We start from the raw sequence: 18,352 nt of genomic DNA, 5'->3' as shown, positions 1-18,352 counted from the left end.
CCGCTTTCTAAACGCCTGGCTTCGCTCACTTATTTTAGGACAGCTGCGCAAAGCAGAAAGCTGCACCTAAGGCCACTTGGCCAAAAATCCAAAACCGGGATTTTCGGCCAAGTGGCCTTAGGCTCCGCTTTCTAACCGCTTTGCTCCGCTCACTTACTTTAGGAGGAACTAACCGTTGAGCAATACCATTATTGAATTAAAAAATGTCTACAAAACTTTCGATGACGGCTTTACGGCTCTCAAAGATATTAGCTTTACCTTAAATCAAGGGGAATTTTATACGTTGTTGGGGCCTTCCGGTTGTGGAAAAACGACCATTTTACAATCAATTGCCGGCTTTACCGAAGTTACATCCGGCGAAGTCTTATTTGATGGCAAACGCATTAACGATATTCCCGCTAACAAGCGCCAATTAAACACCGTCTTTCAAGATTACGCCCTATTTCCAAATATGAATGTCTTTCAAAACGTCGCGTTTGGCTTGGTCGTTCATAACGTTAACAAAGACGAAATTGACCAACGGGTTCACGATGCCCTCAAACTCGTCCAGTTGGAAGCCTATGCCAACCGCGAAATTTCTGAACTTTCCGGCGGCCAACAACAGCGGATCGCAATCGCCCGGGCAATTGTTAACCGCCCAAAGGTCCTACTCCTAGATGAACCACTATCAGCCCTAGATGCTAAATTACGCAAAGACATGCAGTATGAACTCCGCGAACTTCAACAGCAACTCGGCATCACCTTTTTGTTTGTTACCCACGACCAAGAGGAAGCTTTGGCAATGAGTGACGAAATCTTTGTCATGAACAAGGGGCAAATTTTGCAAAAAGGCGACCCGGTCGACATTTACGACGAGCCAATTAACCACTTTGTTGCCGATTTTATTGGCGAAAGCAATATTATCCCCGGCAAAATGATCGCCGACTACCAAGTGGCCTTTTTAGGGCATCAATTCGAATGTGCCGATGCCGGTATGCGGCCAAACGAGCCGGTTGAAGTCGTCATTCGCCCAGAAGACCTGGTCATTACCACCCCACAAAAAGGGAAAATCCAAGTTAAAGTCGACACCCAGCTTTTCCGCGGTGATTATTATGAGATTCTGGCTTACGATGACCAGCACAATGAATGGCTGATTCATTCCACCAACGCCACCAAGGATAATGCGGTGGTCGGCCTAGCGTTTGGTCCCACCGACATGCACGTCATGCGTTATAACGAATCGGAAACTAAATTTAATAGCCGCCTTGAAAGCTATGAAGATTAGGGGTGAAAATGGCAATGAAGAAAAGCTACAAGGGTTTATTTTACGCGCCTTATCTCCTTTGGCTGGCGCTATTCGTGATTGCGCCGGTTGCACTGATTATTTATTATTCATTTTTTGATATTCACCACCAATTTACCCTGAGAAACTACCAAGATTTCTTTGAATCCGGCACTTACCTGACAATGACGGCAAACTCTGTTTTATATGCGTTTTTGATTACCCTGATCTCGATATTAATCAGTTACCCGATGGCGTTAGTCATTAGTCGGCTGCAACACCGCAACCTGTGGATTTTATTGGTTATCTTACCGACTTGGATTAACTTATTGCTTAAGGCCTACGCATTTATTGGACTTTTAAGCCGGGATGGCTTGGTTAACAGCCTGTTTTCGTTCTTTGGCATTCCCGCCCAACAAATGCTCTTTACGGATACCAGTTTTATCTTGGTCGCCGCTTACATTCAGATTCCGTTTATGATTTTGCCAATCTATAATTCGTTGACGGATATTAGCGACTCGTATCTTCGGGCCAGCAGTGATCTGGGCGCCACCAAATGGCAAACGTTAACCAAAATTATTATTCCGATGACAATGCCAGGGATTAAATCCGGCATCCAAATTGTCTTTATCCCGTCACTATCGCTCTTCATGCTGTCCCGTTTAATCGGTGGCAACAAAATCATTACGCTGGGAACGGCCGTCGAGGAACATTTCTTAACGACCATGAACTGGGGAATGGGCTCAACCATTGGCGTCGTCTTGATTGTATCAATGGTTGTCGTCATGTTATTCACCAGCACCAAGCGTAAAGGGAGGCGAGCTTAATGGCAAATCGTGCTTCAAAGCTTGGTAAACTTTATATTATTTTTGTCTTTTTGTTAATGTATCTACCCATCTTTTACCTCATTATCTATTCATTCAGTAAGGGCACAACCATGGCGAACTTTGATGGGTTTACCTTAAGCCATTATGGTGAGTTGTTCGCTGACAAACGAATGTTGGCAATTTTCTTAGATACCATCTTGATTGCCCTGCTGTCATCACTGGTTTCGACCATCATCGGGACAATGGGCGCCATCGCGGTTCATAATACGAAACGCCGCCACCAGCGGGAAACATTATTGTCACTGAATAGCATTCTATTGGTCTCCCCGGATGTTATTATTGGTGCCAGCTTTTTGATCTTCTTTACCGCTCTCAAACTACCGCTGGGATTTTGGTCGGTCCTACTCAGCCACATTGCTTTTGAAATCCCGATTGTCTTGTTAATGGTACTACCCCGTCTTGATGAAATGAGCCCATCGTTAGTCAACGCAGCCCTGGATTTAGGCGCTACATCGGCGCAAGTCCTTAGTAAAATCACCCTGCCATTCATTCAACCAGGCATCATTGCCGGCTTCTTTATGGCAATTACCTATTCACTAGACGACTTCGCGGTCACCTTCTTTGTCACTGGTAACGGCTTTACAACCCTATCAGTGGAAATCTACTCACGAGCTCGGCAGGGAATTAGCCTTGAAATTAACGCCTTAGCTGGGATTATGTTTATCTTCTCACTGATTTTGGTCGGGATTTACTACCTCATTGAAAACCACAACCTTTCCAATGGTCGTGATTTAGACAGAGTGGAGGTGCCTGATCGATGAAAAAATTTGTTATCACAATGATCACGATTTTACTTCTCTGTGCCGGCCTGGGTTATGGCAGCCATGAACTTACTAAGTCAACTGGAGACTCTGGTGATAAAGTCTTAAATCTGTATAACTGGGGCGACTACATTGACCCGGCCTTATTGACCAAGTTTCAAAAAGAGACTGGCTATCACGTCAACGTCGAAACCTTTGACAGCAACGAAGCTATGTATACCAAAATTAAACAGGGTGGCACCAGTTACGATCTGACCGTTCCCAGCGATTATATGGTCCAAAAGATGAAAGCCGATCACATGCTGATTCCACTGGATAAGTCAAAGCTAACTGGAATGAACAATTATGGTTCAGCCTTTTTAAACAAGTCTTTTGACCCGAACAACCGTTACTCGATTCCATATTTCTGGGGAACACTTGGAATTATTTATAATGACCAGGATGTCAAACCAGGCACTTTAACGCACTGGAATCAACTTTGGAACCCTAAATATAAAGATGGCATTATGCTGATTGATTCGGCACGGGATATTATGGGCTTTTCACTCATTTCCCTCAATAAATCTGTCAATACCACCAACTCCGCTGATTTATTGGCAGCCCGCAACAAGCTCTTTCAATTGTCCCCAAACGTTAAGGCCGTCGTCGCTGATGAAATTAAAATGTATATGGCAGAAGGAGAAGCACCAGTTGCTGTCGATTGGTCCGGTGAAGCTTCCGAAATGATGTCACAAAATTCGCATTTACACTATGTCGTGCCAACTGAAGGCAGCAACATGTGGTTTGACAATTTGGTCATCCCCAAAACAGCAAAACATTTCAAAGCAATCTACGCTTTTTTAAACTTCATGAACCAGCCTAAAAACGCCGCGCAAAATGCTGCTTACATCGGTTATTCAACCCCAAATAATCAAGCTTTAAAATTGCTGCCAAAATCAGTTCGAGATGACCAGCAGTTCTACCCGCCTCAAACCGTTTTAAAGCGGCTCCAGGTTTACAGTAACTTAAGCCCTGAAAAGGTTCAGGAGTATAACGATCTTTATCTAGAGTTTAAGATGCACCACTAATTACCAAGATTGATTGGTCATAATCGGCTAAAAGCATTAAACTATTACTTGAGGTGAAAATAATGGCAAAAACGTCAAAGAAGCAAATGAGAAATGAAATCATCATCGATATGGACGAATTTATCGTCACATATGCAGCAACCCTCCTAGATCCAAACAAGAATCTTTCCCAATTGGTTTATGATACAGCTAAAGAAGATATTACCAAGCTGGACGACCTGTTCAAGGACAATGGGTTTGGCCGCAAGAACAAATTTTATAACATCGGCGAAGGCTTTTTGCGCGACTATGACAATTTAGACGCAGAAGAAGCCCAAAAACAGGCCGATCAGCTAGCAACCGAAGCCATTGACTATCTAGGCAAAAATGTCAGCTTTTTTGAACGCTGGCGAACTGATTAGAAGGGATTAAAGCGTCCATTTCTGGTTGGTTATCTACTTATCTCCAAAAGAACCAGCAACGCCTCATCAAAAACTAAGCAGCCTTGACACAGGTTTTTAAAGAATTGTGTCAGGGCTGCTTTTTTATTGGCATGCTTTGGTCTTTGTTTACTTTTCAACAAGCTAAATTTCACCATTTTTATCATGCTTGTTTCATAATGGGCTTATGCATTAAGCAAGGATAGCTGGGCAAAGCAGAAAGCTCCGTGTAAGCACCTTGGCGAAAAATTCCAAGCCCGGGAATTTTCTGCCAAGGAGCCTTACACTCCGACGGCCGTCAAATGCCTAGCCTACTTGGCGCTTTCTAACCGCTTTGCTTCGCTCACTTATAGAGAGAAGGGATTTCATGAACACACCCGCACAAAATTCAACCACTCAAAAGAATGGCTGGTGGATTTTAGTATCAATTGGGACATTCGCATTTATGTCTAACCTAGATTCTAGTATTGTTAATATCGCGATGCCGATCATGGCTAAGCAGTTAAGCGTGCCAATGAACGAGATTGAATGGGTGGTCTCCTCATACCTCATTGTCTTAACCGCATTGCTACTATTCTTTGGCAAATTAGGCGACATTTACGGTAAGGTCAAAGTCTTTCGGATTGGCACCGGCGTCTTTTTACTGGGATCATTTTTGTCCGGCCTGCAGATTAACTTTCCATTCCTATTAGTTGGCAGAGTCGTCCAAGGCATTGGCGCGGCAATGACGCTCTCCAACACGTATGGCATTACAACCTCGACCTTTGGAATTAAAGAACGTGGCCGGGCCATGGGATTTGTCGGAACGTTTGTAGCGCTGGGGGCAATCGCTGGTCCTGGCCTCGGCGGCTTAATTCTCTCACACTTTTCCTGGGGGTATATCTTCTGGGTTAACCTCCCATTTGGCATTTTTGCAATTATTTTAGGGGCAATTGTGATGCCCAAAAAGTTTCAAACAACGCCTGGGACAATCGATTGGCTGGGCTTTACCAACTTTGCGGTTCTGATCGTCGGCCTATTTTTGGGCGTCTTTATTGCCCAAGAAATTGGTTACGGCGCACCGGTTCCCCTTATTTTATTTTTGATTGCCCTCATTGCCTTAGTCGGCTTTTACCGGACTGAAAAACGCGTCCAAAACCCTTTGATGCCCCTATCACTATTTAAAATTAAACCATTCACCTATGGCCTAGGGGCAGCTGTCTTAATCTTCTTATCCAATTTCTTTACGGTAGTAATTATCCCGTTTTACTTGGAAGACGCTCGCCAACTATCCGCGGGTCAAGCGGGAACGTTGCTGATTATCTTTCCGGTTGTGATGGTGTTTGCCGGTCCTCTGGGCGGCTGGTTTGCCGACCGATTTTCACCGGCTACCGTCGCTTCACTAGGATTGCTCATCGTTGCTATCGCTCAATCATTATATATTTTCTTGACACTTACCAGCCCAATTTGGGTTTATATCGTCATCACAATCATCATGGCAATTGGCACTGGCCTTTTCCAGTCGCCCAATAGTGATATCGTCATGTCAGTCGTACCAAAGGATTCGCTGGGAAGTGCCGGGAGCTTAAACGCCCTTGCCCGAAATATTGGGATGATTTCCGGTACTGCCTTGTCGACCAGTTCGTTGTTTATCGGGATGAGCATCAAAGCTGGTTTTCATGTCACCACTTATCTACCCAAGCAGCCAGAAACATTCATTTTTGGCATGCACGTCGCCTTCGCAATTTCACTGATTATCATTATCGGTGCCTTGATTTTGTCTATCTTACAAGGGAGGAACGTTAAACCTGGGGATTTGAAATAAATTGGTTCCGATTTCAGAAAAAGCCAGTCGGCGTTTGATTTTAGTCAGATCAGACGTCGGCTTTTAGTTTTTAGATGTGTCCACTTCAATCACAATTTTCCCTTTTGCTCGATGTGATCGGGAATACTCAAACGCCGCTTGAATGTCCGTTAGTGAAAACTGCCGATCAATAACTGGGTGAAGCTTCCCCTGTTCAATCAAGCTGGTTAACTCAGTCAACTCACGGCCGCTGGGGGTCATAAATAAGAAGTGGTACCTAGCGCCGGTTTGGTTTTCTAACCGATGGAACTTTCGAGCTGCCAATCTAAACAACCATTGTTTCCACCGAGGCAGGCCATATGCCCTAGCAAAGCGTTCATCTGGCATCCCCGATAACGATACCACCTGACCACCCGGCTTAACAATTCGAAACGCATCGGCCAATGCTTGGCCACCCAGCGTATCAAACACCGCGTCATAATCACGCAACACCTCGGCAAAGTTCTCTTGATGGTAATCAATTATCTGATCGGCTCCCAGCTGGCGCACCCAATCACTGTTCTTGGCACTGGTCGTTGTGGTGACAAACGCCCCTTTGAGCTTGGCAAGTTGAATCGCCACTGTCCCAATCCCGCCTGACCCCGCTTGAATCAGTACTTTATCGCCAGGCCTAATCCGCATAATATCAACCAACGCCTGATAGCTGGTCAACCCCACCAAGGGAACCGCAGCTGCCTGTGCAAACGTCAGATTAGCCGGCTTCATCGCAACTGCCGTTTCATCAACAGCAACGTATTCGGCAAACGTGCCAATTCGATCTTTAGGAACCCGGCCATAGACCTGATCACCAACTTGAAAATGACGCACGCCTTTGCCGACTTTAACAACAATGCCAGCAAAGTCACTGCCAAGAATCAGTGGCATTTGATAATGGAGCAGCATCTTTAATTGACCAGCTTGGGTTTTCAAATCAATCGGGTTCACGCTGGCCGCAATTATTTTTACTAAGATATCTCCTGCGCCTACTTGGGGAATGGGGACACTGGTAATCTTGGGAATCGATTGCCCATAATGGTTAATCACTGCGGCTTTCATTTGTTGCGTCATTGAGGACACTCCTTTTGAAGTTCATTAGATTGCTTGGTTTAAATTTTTAAACGATTAATGAACCGTATCATAATCGCTTTAGCTGGATCCGTCAACTCATTGACTTTGAGCTAATCAATTGACACGCCCGACTATCAATGGTTTAATGGTTTAAAAATATAAACGAAAGCAGCTGATTGAACTAATGGCTAATCTTCAAGAATTACAAACGGAATTTACTAATTTAAGTGATTTCCTAATTGCTTTGGGTGACGAAAAGCGCCAAGCAATCATCATTGCTTTGCTGGCTAATACTTGCAATGGGCTTCGCGTGACTGACTTGACTGATGCTACCAACCTGTCACGACCGGCGGTTTCACACCATCTCAAAATCCTCAAACAGGCTCATTTAATTCGTTCAAGAAGCGAAGGGACCAAGAATTACTATTATCTGTCCCACAATATTCAAGAAATTGATGAACTTAAAACACTGTTAGATCACGTTACGGCAATTATTAATGCCAGTGGGAGAAACGAATAATGAAAAAAGTTTTAGTTGTCCTTACCAATACAACCCGGTATAAAGGAACTGATGACGCGACTGGGTTATGGCTGGGCGAGGCCACGGAGTTTGTCGATGCAATGCACACCGCCAACATTCAAGTCGATTACGTTAGCCCAATGGGTGGATTTGTCCCATTAGATCCGCGCAGTATGAAATATACCGATCAAGCAATTATGAAAACTTACGAACGGCTGATTTTCAAAAGCGGGCATTAAGCCAGTCATTGAAACCTGACCAAGTATCGCCAAAAGATTATGCGGCGATTTATTATACAGGTGGCCATGGTGTCATGTGGGACTTCCCCGATAATCAAGCACTCCAGCAAATTGCTTTGACAATTTATCAACAGGGCGGTTTTATAACTTCAGTCTGCCATGGCATCGCCGGGTTATTAAACATTAAGAATGCCACTGGTCATTATTTAATTGCCAACAAATCAGTTACCGGCTTTACAACCGCCGAAGAAATAATCGCTGGGAAAAAATCAGTTGTCCCATTTCTAAATAAAGCAGCAGTTGAACAACGGGGTGGGCACTTTCTTCATAAGCGATTCTATCGTGAATACGCGCTTCAAGATGGCCATTTGATTACTGGTCAAAACCCCTTTTCAGCTAAAGCAGTGGGCAACCTCTTAATTAAGAATCTTCAAGCTGATAACTAATAATGATCATCGTTAAAGGGCAGTGGTCAGCAGTTATCCCAACTTAACAATTAGCATGAACGAGTCACTTAAACTCGCCGATTCTTAAAGCTTATATTGATTGCTTAATTCTCAACGAGAAACAAAATTCATGATTCTGATCGTTAGTTGCTTATTCATCAGGTTGGCCACTATCTTTTTTATTGATAACTCAAAACTAGGGAACCCCAGCTGTGCGGATTACTCACGGCTGGGGTTCCCTAGTTTTGAATCTTATTTTAGTTCGGTGCTTACGATTTTAGCTTTGTTGCTTGTCCGTTACGTTTCCGGTACTCGATTCTACCAAGCTTAATCACTTCGGTAACGACTAGCACGATGAACCCAGCAATGGTTGGCACAACCCAGCCATAGAAGAAGTTCACGTTGCCAGTGTGGAAGACGTCTTGCATAAATGGAATATAAATCATTGCGGCCTGCAGGACCAACAGAATTGCAATGATGATAAACGCCATCTTGTTTTCAAAGAAGTGTTTGGAAATAATCGGGTAGGAATTTCGAATGTTAAACAGATAGAAAATCTTACCAAAGATGATAATGTTAACGGCCATGGTGCTGCCAAGGACAACGCTTAAGACGCCACCTTCAACAAATCGGTCGAAAGTGAAGATGCCCAGTGCCGAAATCAAGACCGACACGTAAACAATCTCAAAGACATCCATCTTGCCAAGGATCCCCTTGCGAACATCTCGCGGTCCTCGAATCATAATTGATTCTTCGGCTGGCTCAAAGATAAACGCGAACTGAATGGTCAGGGCCGACACCGTGTTGATCCAAAGTAACTGAGTGGGATAAAGCGGCAATTCTTGTCCCATAATCATACTGATGAGGACAACTAAGCCTTCCGCAAAACTAGTCGGCAGCAAGAAGCGAATGGTTTTTTGAATGTTATCAAAGACGTGCCGCCCTTCTGCCACGGCGTCAACAATCGTCGTAAAACTATCGTTGACCAAAACCATGTCAGCGGATTCCTTGGCAACATCGGTTCCTTTAATCCCCATGGCAATGCCAATGTTTGCTTGTTTTAATGCCGGCGCGTCATTAACCCCATCACCGGTCATTGCGACAATTTTGGCGTTAGCCTGCTGGGCTTTAACGATTCGCAACTTGTTAGCGGGCGTTGTTCGGGCAAAAACATTATAACGGCCAATATTTTTAATCAGGTCCTCATCGCTCATCTCATCAATTTCAGGCCCAGTGATGGCGTGAACACTTTCGTCCAAATCCAACTTCTTGGCAATCGCCGTGGCAGTATCCGGATGATCACCCGTAATCATGTTAACCCGGACGCCAGCCCGGCGGAGACTTTGAATCGCCGGGATCACTTCTTCACGGGGCGGGTCAATAATCCCCACGACGCCACTCAGCTGGATGCCTTGGCCAATTTGGTCCTGTTGAATTTCTACTATCCTTGATGAGACATCCTTTGAGCCTAATGCCACTACTCGCAAGCCCTTAGCAGTTAGTTCGGCGACTCGCTGATACCAGCGGTCACTGTCAAAGCTTGGATCAGACTGCTTAACCATGTCAAAAATGGTTCCCGGCGCCCCTTTGACCATCAACTCATTGTGGTCAGTTTCTTTGATCAAACGGGCACTGTACCGATAGGCAGAATCAAATGGCAAGGTATCTAATTCATCAACTTCCGGTTCGCGGCCAATTAACTTATGAAACAGCGTTGTCAAGGCGCCATCGGTCGGTTCGCCGGTTAATTGCCACTCGCCATCAGTTTGAACGAGTTCGGCATCAGTTGTTGTTCCGGCAATGTCAACTAACTCGCGAAAATCCTGATCGTGCTGCCAATCATATTTTTGGCCGTTTAAGGTAACATCGCCAGCGACTCCTTTTTGATTGTCGACAAAGCCCACCCCGGTGACTTCATAGTGGTTTTTATCAGTAATCACGTCGGTAACGGTCATTTCATTTTTAGTTAACGTTCCAGTCTTATCCGTGTCAACAATGTCCACAGCGCCCAACGTTTCAACCGCTGGCAAGGTTTTGACAATGGCCCCGTGTTTGGTCATCACTTGGACACCCCGAGCTAGTACAACCGAGGTTGACGCCGGCAAGCCTTCTGGAATCGAGCCGACCACCATCGTAATAATGGCGATCGTCAGCGTTGGCAAACTGTAAATCTTGGTATAGAGGCCCAAGAAGAACAGCACCAAGGCAATTGCCACAATCAGAATCGATAAGTTCACGCCTAATTTGTTGAGATTCTTCATCAACGGCGTTACTTGCGCTTTAACTTCCGACACGCTCCGTTGAATTTGGCCAATCTGAGTGTCTTCACCGACTGCCACGACAATCCCGATTCCAGATCCTTGAGTAACGGCGGTTGAAGCAAAGGCCATGTTCGCCCGCTCTGCTAAAGGCACTGAGTCGGCGGCAATTGGCTCTTCAATCTTTTCGATGGAGTTACTTTCCCCGGTTAGCGTCGATTCTTGAATCCGCATATTATCGGCTGAAATCAACCGCAAATCAGCTGGCACCGCATCGCCGGCTTCCAAATTGACCAAATCACCAACCACCAATTCTCTGGCGGGTACTTCAATCTTGTGACCATCCCGAATGACATAATTTTGACTAACAAGTAATTCCTTGATCTTGGTTAAGGCGTTATCAGCTTGCATTTCTTGGAAAAAGCCAATAAAGGCATTGGCAATAATCACAATTCCAATAACCGCGGAGTCGGAGTAGTGATGCATGAAAAACGTAATGATGAACGCCGCAATCAAAATGTAGATGATGCTGTTATTGAATTGCAGCAGGAATTGCACCAACTTGCTCTTCTTTTTAGCGGTCAATTCGTTGTAACCATCTTTAGCGAGCCGCTTTTCCGCCTCTTGATCACTAATGCCGTCTTCAGTGCTGGTATGATACTTGGCTGCCAGCTGCTCGGCGGTTAACTGCCAAAGCTTTTGGTCGGGAGGAACCTCATTTATCTTATCTGCCATTAAATGAATCACCTTTCTTTTTTAAAAAATTAGTTTGTGGTTAACAACATTATAATATATTAATCACCTAAAATGGTAGATTAAAATCTTTGGGCTTGCAGAGTGAGCGGAACAGACCAAAGAGCAGTGGGGACGGTTAAATCATTTCACCACTGCTGTACTTCTTCAATTTTCATTTATATAACCTTGCAGCTTACATCCGCAGCATCTATTAAAGCTTTGCAATCAAATCATATAGCTGATCCAATTGATGCTCATCTAGCTTCCCCAGTCCCACGTTATGTTCTTCTTCAACAATTTCTTCCAAATCTTGTGTTGGAATTCTCAAAATCCCGTGGCCAACGTCAATATATGAAGCTTTAGATAACCCTGCCCTGTGATAATCAAAAATCTTTAGAGCCATGGACTGAATAGATTGCTTTTTGTATTTTAGATGCTCCAGACCTACAATTGGCAAATAGTAAACATATTTTGGCTGAACATTGAGAACAAAAAAGGGACGAACCTCGCCCCATGTATGATTGCGCTGTTTTTCTGATTGATACTCACTATACCAGTGATAAATACGGTTCTCAATTATCACATTTTCTTACCATCACCAAATACTTCTTCCTGCCATTGATTGTCAATATTAATAATCATTTTTCCATCAACGACTTTAGGCATTGGCTTATTCATATTTTTTAACGCTTTTTTCAGAACTAATGCATTTCGCTTTTGCTCAATCGTTTTGTTCTTGACTTTATCCATATTAGCACCCCACGAACGGAGAATCCTAAACTATTTTAATGATAGTGTATCCTGATTCCTCAACAATTTCAAACAACTTCTCCAACTATTTTCAAGTTCAAATAAAATCAGATTTGGCCGACACGCAACACTTTAAAACCTGCAATTCACCCTCACTCATTTTCCTTCAAACTAATTTCAACCAATCGATTTTTATTGTGCCGAGACCGCAAAGCCCTCACTGCCACAAACATATAAATAACACTCACAATCATCGCCGTGATAATATAGGCGGCTGGCGAAATGGCGCCTGATTCGTTTGGCTAAGCAACAGAAGGTTTAGCCAAATATGATTGTGCAAAGTAAAGACTCGGAAAATCAATTAGAAAATGCAAACTAATCGGGTAAAATAAAGAACCCGTTCGGATATAAAGCGCCGCAAACAATGTTCCCATTCCAAAGGTCTGAATCATCTGACAAATTGTTGCTACCCCAGACTGATTGGTGATGTTTGTTAGATGCTCCACACTAAAGAGCAGACTCGATATGGTAATTGCGATAAAAACACCATGGCTTTTTAAGTGGCCACTTCTTATCAGTAAGTTGAGGAGGTCCTTAAGAATGACACCTCTAAAAAGTAGCTCCTCGGCTATGGCGACTAAGAGTGTCCAAACTAATGCTCTCAAAAAATTGTTGATTGGCTTGAAGTTCATGAAAGGTACCAGGCATAAAATCATGATTAGAAGCCATGCCCCTGTTTTTGCGGTTAATTTGATTTTCAGGTTGATGCACTGCCTTGTCAACAAAATATTAAGGATACATACCAACAATACTTCAACGCTTTTATAAACCAAATTACCAATATAATCTGAAAGTGAAGTTTTAAGAATTAAGGGCACTAAAACGCCATTTTCTAATGCTTTTTCAATGATTATGAATGATAGTAACCGGATTCCCTTATTCTTTGTAAAGTTGGACATATACTCTTTTAACCCAAATACGCCATATTTGTCATAATCCAAAGCAACCAACAGCTATCCAAACTATTGTGAAGATAACTGACAAGCCATAGACAACACTCAGCAGAGTCACAAACGTTCTAAAATATTTATTATTTTCTGATTTATTCCTCAACTGTATGCCTAAACAAGCCAATGTATACAAGACAACAATCATATTTATCCAAATGAACACTGACGAAGTAACCAACAAATGAACTAACTCCGCTAATAATATCAATAATGGGATCAACATAACCAAACTACTGAGGTACAAATTAGGAATCAATACTTTTTTCATTTATTCAAATCCTCTTTTCTTTAGATTACGAACACTCCAAAACATTCCCAACCCAGTGAACATAATATCGATAACCAGAAAAACCATTAGTTCACTAATAGAAAACTGAGTCACTGTTCTAACGTGCATTCCCACCATTATTTGTGAGTATGGGTAAACTTTTAAGAACGATTCATTCATTGTCATTAAAATAAAGCTTAACAAACTTGCCCCCAACGCAACAATAATTGGCGTTGTAAAACGTTCAAATTTAATTGAAAGCCAAAGTTGGATCGCGACGATCGGAAATGTTCCAAGCCACCCCAATATGCCCCATAAAAAGAAATTAGTAATATTAGTATTAATCGGCAAATGAGCCGTAAAGGCAGTCATATAAAATAAAGCCATAAAACAGATAAGGCTCAGAGCAGAAAGCACCATCAGTGATAAAAGCTTATTAATCACCAACTTCTTGGCGCTTATTGGTACAATTGCCATTCGTAAAAAATTTTTGCGTTCTTTTTCGGAATTGATAGTGGCAGCAACAATGAGGGCTATCAAAAGTGGAAAAAATACCTGGGCGTAAAACAGCCCTACTTCGCTCCAAAGTGCAAACCATTGCGTATGATACGCCTTGAAAACATTCTGATTTTCAAAATACAATAACGATCCCAAGAAAAAAGCTAAGATATTAATGCCAAGGATTATTGGTAATAAGTGTAAGTGACGCAGTTTTATAAGTTCACTGCCTAGACGACGATTTAGCTGTGAAATCATACTGGCACCTTCTCTCTAGTTTCTATTTCATGTTTCACAAGTATGAACAATATCCCGATGATCCCAACAGCTAATAACATGTATATTGGCCACAAATTATTATATACAAGCCCCATTTTTTGAAGGAGAAAGGGATTTAACAATGCAACATATTGCCAGGGAATGAAAATTTCCAGTGGCTTTGGTAAGAATCCTGATGTCACCAAACTAAGAAAGCTACCAGCCAAGCCAATGCACAATGGCATACTAGGCCTTTTGACATAAAAAGTAATTATTAATTGAACTAAAGTGATGACCAACCCACTTAAAAAGACAGCGGCTATAAAGAACAGGATATTGCCCATTTGCTCGACTTGGTTGCCCTTTAAAATGCCAAAAATAATTATCGTAATTGCCTGCAGCAACTCACCAATCAGCAACACAATTGATGAAGTAAGAAATTTAGCAAGAAAAAGAGTCCAAGGACGTTCACCATTGGTCATTAAAACTTGAACCATTCGGTTGTCATGTTCTGGCTGAACCAGCCTAACGGTTAAAAGCGCAATTAAGAACGGGAATATTAAATTATCAATTGTCATCATATTAAAAATGATTGTTCTCATCAGCGGTGAGGAATTTTTAGCTAGTTGGGTATTAGTTGAGACCACACACCAAATTAACGTAAATACAAACAAGCCAATAATCGCGAACCAAAAATTACGCCGCTTACTTTTTCTAAACTCCAGCGCAACAATTTGCATATCAATCACCCCCTGTTAGCTCTAAAAATACATCTTCAAGTGATTTATGCTTCCCGTATAGAGAGAAAATGTCGATATTCTCTGCCACTAACCTTTTAACAACTACGGGAACTTCTAGCTTGTCTGACAGGTTGAAACTAATGACATTGGCACCTTGATTTAAAATATTAGTCCCACCACTTTTATTCACAATTGCTTGTGAACGCCGTGGATCACTGGTAGTTAAGAAATATCGTTGTGACTTGGTTAATTCATGAATATTCCCTTGATAAATCAATTGACCATTCTGAATAATTCCCACTGTCTGGGCCATCTGCTCCATCTCTGATAATAGATGACTAGAGATTAAGACAGTCATCCCATATTCTTTCGGCAAAGTTTTAATGAGTTCCCTAATTTGGTGCATTCCTTCTGGATCTAAACCATTGGTAGGTTCATCAAGAATTAGTAGTTTCGGAAACTTAACCAACGCTAATGCGATCCCTAACCGTTGCTTCATGCCTAATGAATAGTTCTGAACCAATTTATCTTTAGCATCAACTAAATCAACGATCCTCAGTGCCTCAGTTACATTGCGCGGAGGCAAGCCAAGCAAATCTTTCATTATCTGAAGATTTTCATTGCCTGTTAAGTTAGGATAAAAGGACGGTTCCTCAATCAATGCCCCCGTGTTTCTTAGGATAGTATCACGATAACTTCTAAGTTCTTTTCCAAAGATTTTAATATCCCCACCATCAGGTTTAAGTAATCCCAGTAATAGCTTCATAGTAGTTGATTTACCAGATCCATTTGTTCCTAAGAAGCCATAAATATCGCCTTGCTTAAGTTCTAATGAAACATCTTTGATTACTAATTGCTTTCCAAATGATTTAGCTAGATGTTGTGCTTTTATTATTGGGTCATTCATTTTAATACCCTCCTGTGGTGGTGTTACATTTAGAACCAACCATTGTTTTAAAGCAATGTATTAGCCAGACTAGTGTATATTTAATCTTCTTTTTAGAAAATTCACACGTTTCAACGCAATTTCAATTTTTATAATTTGGAACTCTATGTAAAAAGTACAGATTTTCCTTCAAATAAATTAGTACATAGCTCATCCTTGGTTAAGAATGTTCATTTCTTGCTTAAATCCTTTTTAAATAAATAAGTAACAACCTTAGCGAAGTAGAAAAACAGTAAATAGATTAGTACATAAACCACTAATCCAACCAAAAAATTGCTTGCGAGAATCCTTATTTGTTCCTTTAAAAAGTTGAAATACAGTATAAAAGCAAGTAAATTACAGATAAAAAATAGCCCAAAACTACTTACCTGTGCTTTATTAATTCGACCAAATAGTTTCAACTTCGATCGCTCCTTTAGAATCTAATAACCGCAAAATGCCAGTTAAAGATAATTAATCAATAATATAATAGATATATAATTTGAATCTTCTATGAAGCTTCAATGAAGATACGCAATCATAAGTGAATATTTTGTGAAATTTAGCAATCGATGTGGAATTAAGCTACTCGCTCCCATTTATAAGTATCGGCGAATCCTGTTTAGTTAATTTCATCAATTTGTGAACTATCGTTAGTCTCTCCCGTGCAATTAATTGCTAAACGGCCAAATAAAAGATAGGATTATTTCATAAAAAGGGGGAGAAAAATTTATGTTACCAGCTATCAAAGAGCGTTTCAAAACTAACTACCTTAAGCACATTTTACTGTACCTGGGAATCATGGTCTTAATTTGGATTGGCGTGGTTATTTATGCCAAAATGACGATGACTCCTCAGCAAATGGTGCACACCTTCGCCCCCACTTTGGGGAAGGGTAACGTCACTCATAACTTCCTACCACTATTCTTTTGGAATGAAAGCGGCGCCTTGCTCACCATCGCCTTGGGCCTCATTCCACTGCCGATTTACTGGTTCTACATTTGGACAAATGCATACAGCGTTGGGTTAGTTATCTCCGTGATGGGCAATCCCTTTGCCACATTTGCCCTTGGCATTTTGCCTCATGGCATTTTTGAAATTCCTGCCCAACTAATCGCTGCTGCAATCAGTGCCCGATTGGCTTGGTACGGAATGAACCGCTTCTTTAGACGAAAAAAGCAGGACCTCCAGTACGGTGAACTAATCAAACAGACCGCTACAGATACATTAGTAATCGTGACGCCATTATTGTTTGTCGCCGCGATTGTTGAGACTTACATTACGCCAATCTTTATCCATATGCTTGTTCATTAATCATTGACTCATGAGTGCCGGAACATCTGTTTAATCAGGTTCCGGCCTTTTTTGTCCCCTTGTTCTGCCCCCCCCAGAGTGTCATAATGGAATCATTCATTTTAGGAGGAACAGATCATGTCAAAAAGTCGATTATCAATTCCAATGGCGTTGCTCGTTACCATTGGGCTAATCATTTGTTACTTAGGGACCGATGTTGTCCTAAAGGGAACTACCCCATTTGTTCACGCTGGTTTCAGGCTGTTATACGCTCTAATTGCTTCTGGGATCATTTATTACATATTAAGAACAGCTAAGGTTCGCACGGGCCGCGTTACCTACTCAAGAGCCACCAAAATCTGGGGGATCATTTTTCTGGCTGCTTTTTTAATTTTATTTCTACTTCTCGATCCAATTCCACAACATATTTGGGCGGTTTTTCATTCTCATACGTTTATCGCTGACACTATGATGGCCTTGTCGGCAGGCTTCGCTGAAGAATTCTTGTTCCGGGGGATCCTGTTGTCAATCTTTATACAGCTTTTCAAAAATAATGCCCTCAAGTATACGTTTAGCGTCTGCGCTTCTGCTCTTTGTTTTGGTTCAATCCATCTGGTTAATCTGATTGGGGGTCAATTACTTACACCAACTCTCCAGCAAGTTATTTACGCCTTCGTGCTCGGGATAATGTTGGGGAGCGTCAGGATCACCACCAATACAATGATGTGGCCGGTCCTGACCCATTTTCTTTTTGACTGGCAAGCTGGTATCTCAGTTAATACCCACTTTGACGGTGCTGCTTCATGGCTTCCTTTCTTCATTGTCTGGGGAGCTTTTTTCACCGTCACAGCCATTTTCTTAGTCACGTATGACCATAGCGCCGATCGCTCCCAGCTACATGCTTTTGATAGCTTCAACCTTAAATAACCTTCCCATTTAATTAAGTCTCACAAGTTCATTTTCCCAATGATCTTGCGGGGCTTATTTTTTTATATCAATTCTTTGAAGAAAATATCTAAGTTAATCATCGCCCCTTCTCCAATGAGAATTTTAAAATTTTTCAATATATCAACCATATGTATAAACTTAGGTGGCAATCATCAAAGCTTTTTATTGATTTAAATAAT

At 42.0% G+C, this 18,352-nt stretch carries 17 protein-coding genes and 1 pseudogene; 10 read left to right on the top strand and 8 right to left on the bottom strand.

Annotated elements, in window-relative coordinates; translation table 11 throughout:
- The first annotated feature begins 175 nt into the window (after window positions 1-175).
- The 6 genes from YK48G_RS09075 (at window position 176) to YK48G_RS09050 (ending at window position 6,199) form a co-directional block, all read left to right on the top strand.
- Entirely contained in the window at window positions 176-1,264 is a 1,089-nt protein-coding gene (locus YK48G_RS09075; protein ID WP_203630409.1) for an ABC transporter ATP-binding protein, read from the top strand.
- A gap of 14 nt (window positions 1,265-1,278) precedes the next feature.
- Complete coding sequence (locus YK48G_RS09070; RefSeq protein WP_203630712.1) at window positions 1,279-2,088, top strand: ABC transporter permease; 810 nt, start codon at window positions 1,279-1,281, stop codon at window positions 2,086-2,088.
- Window positions 2,088-2,909, top strand: coding sequence for an ABC transporter permease (locus YK48G_RS09065; RefSeq protein ID WP_203630408.1), 822 nt, complete (start codon window positions 2,088-2,090; stop codon window positions 2,907-2,909). Before YK48G_RS09070 ends, YK48G_RS09065 begins: the two co-directional genes overlap by 1 nt.
- Entirely contained in the window at window positions 2,906-3,976 is a 1,071-nt protein-coding gene (locus YK48G_RS09060) for an ABC transporter substrate-binding protein (protein ID WP_203630407.1), read from the top strand. The genes YK48G_RS09065 and YK48G_RS09060 overlap by 4 nt, the downstream gene beginning before the upstream one ends.
- Before the next feature lie 62 nt (window positions 3,977-4,038).
- The gene (locus YK48G_RS09055; protein WP_203630406.1) at window positions 4,039-4,377 is read left to right on the top strand and encodes a hypothetical protein; all 339 of its coding nucleotides are present in this window, start codon (window positions 4,039-4,041) and stop codon (window positions 4,375-4,377) included.
- Between the two features lie 385 nt (window positions 4,378-4,762).
- Window positions 4,763-6,199 (top strand): MFS transporter, encoded by a 1,437-nt coding sequence (locus YK48G_RS09050; protein WP_203630405.1) that lies wholly within the window; start codon window positions 4,763-4,765, stop codon window positions 6,197-6,199.
- A gap of 63 nt (window positions 6,200-6,262) precedes the next feature.
- Here YK48G_RS09050 and YK48G_RS09045 read toward each other — a convergent pair whose 3' ends face one another.
- Window positions 6,263-7,273 (bottom strand): NADP-dependent oxidoreductase, encoded by a 1,011-nt coding sequence (locus tag YK48G_RS09045; protein WP_203630711.1) that lies wholly within the window; start codon window positions 7,271-7,273, stop codon window positions 6,263-6,265.
- 196 nt (window positions 7,274-7,469) lie between these two features.
- Between YK48G_RS09045 and YK48G_RS09040 the strand changes: the two genes are divergently transcribed.
- Both YK48G_RS09040 and YK48G_RS09035 read left to right on the top strand, forming a co-directional pair.
- A complete protein-coding gene (locus tag YK48G_RS09040) occupies window positions 7,470-7,805 on the top strand; it encodes an ArsR/SmtB family transcription factor (protein WP_203630404.1) in 336 nt (111 codons plus the stop codon).
- A pseudogene (locus YK48G_RS09035) lies at window positions 7,805-8,490 on the top strand (type 1 glutamine amidotransferase domain-containing protein). Before YK48G_RS09040 ends, YK48G_RS09035 begins: the two are co-directional and overlap by 1 nt.
- Before the next feature lie 269 nt (window positions 8,491-8,759).
- On the opposite strand, the gene YK48G_RS09030 reads toward YK48G_RS09035, so the two are convergent.
- The 7 genes from YK48G_RS09030 to YK48G_RS09000 all read right to left on the bottom strand — a co-directional run bounded on the left by YK48G_RS09030 (window position 8,760) and on the right by YK48G_RS09000 (window position 15,914).
- The gene (locus YK48G_RS09030) at window positions 8,760-11,483 is read right to left on the bottom strand and encodes an HAD-IC family P-type ATPase (RefSeq protein WP_203630403.1); all 2,724 of its coding nucleotides are present in this window, start codon (window positions 11,481-11,483) and stop codon (window positions 8,760-8,762) included.
- Window positions 11,484-11,694: 211 nt separating this feature from the next.
- Window positions 11,695-12,066: a hypothetical protein gene (locus YK48G_RS09025; RefSeq protein ID WP_203630402.1), complete on the bottom strand. Its 372-nt coding sequence runs from the start codon at window positions 12,064-12,066 to the stop codon at window positions 11,695-11,697.
- Window positions 12,063-12,233 (bottom strand): hypothetical protein, encoded by a 171-nt coding sequence (locus YK48G_RS09020; protein ID WP_203630401.1) that lies wholly within the window; start codon window positions 12,231-12,233, stop codon window positions 12,063-12,065. The genes YK48G_RS09025 and YK48G_RS09020 overlap by 4 nt, the downstream gene beginning before the upstream one ends.
- 302 nt (window positions 12,234-12,535) lie before the next feature.
- Entirely contained in the window at window positions 12,536-13,234 is a 699-nt protein-coding gene (locus YK48G_RS09015; RefSeq protein WP_203630400.1) for a CPBP family intramembrane glutamic endopeptidase, read from the bottom strand.
- Between the two features lie 277 nt (window positions 13,235-13,511).
- Window positions 13,512-14,267 carry an ABC transporter permease gene (locus YK48G_RS09010; protein ID WP_203630399.1) on the bottom strand — a complete coding sequence of 252 codons (756 nt, stop codon included), beginning with the start codon at window positions 14,265-14,267 and terminating at the stop codon, window positions 13,512-13,514.
- Window positions 14,264-15,007 carry an ABC transporter permease gene (locus YK48G_RS09005; RefSeq protein WP_203630398.1) on the bottom strand — a complete coding sequence of 248 codons (744 nt, stop codon included), beginning with the start codon at window positions 15,005-15,007 and terminating at the stop codon, window positions 14,264-14,266. Before YK48G_RS09005 ends, YK48G_RS09010 begins: the two co-directional genes overlap by 4 nt.
- A 1-nt stretch (window position 15,008) precedes the next feature.
- Window positions 15,009-15,914, bottom strand: a complete 906-nt coding sequence (locus YK48G_RS09000) for an ABC transporter ATP-binding protein (protein WP_203630397.1) — start codon at window positions 15,912-15,914, stop codon at window positions 15,009-15,011.
- A 750-nt stretch (window positions 15,915-16,664) separates the two neighbouring features.
- Between YK48G_RS09000 and YK48G_RS08995 the strand changes: the two genes are divergently transcribed.
- Window positions 16,665-17,246, top strand: coding sequence for a stage II sporulation protein M (locus tag YK48G_RS08995; RefSeq protein WP_203630396.1), 582 nt, complete (start codon window positions 16,665-16,667; stop codon window positions 17,244-17,246).
- 117 nt (window positions 17,247-17,363) lie between these two features.
- Window positions 17,364-18,152, top strand: a complete 789-nt coding sequence (locus YK48G_RS08990) for a CPBP family intramembrane glutamic endopeptidase (protein WP_203630395.1) — start codon at window positions 17,364-17,366, stop codon at window positions 18,150-18,152.
- Window positions 18,153-18,352 lie beyond the last annotated feature (200 nt).

This window comes from Lentilactobacillus fungorum (assembly GCF_016860605.1).
GTDB lineage: Bacteria > Bacillota > Bacilli > Lactobacillales > Lactobacillaceae > Lentilactobacillus > Lentilactobacillus fungorum.
This window is presented reverse-complemented; position numbering and strand designations above follow the sequence as displayed.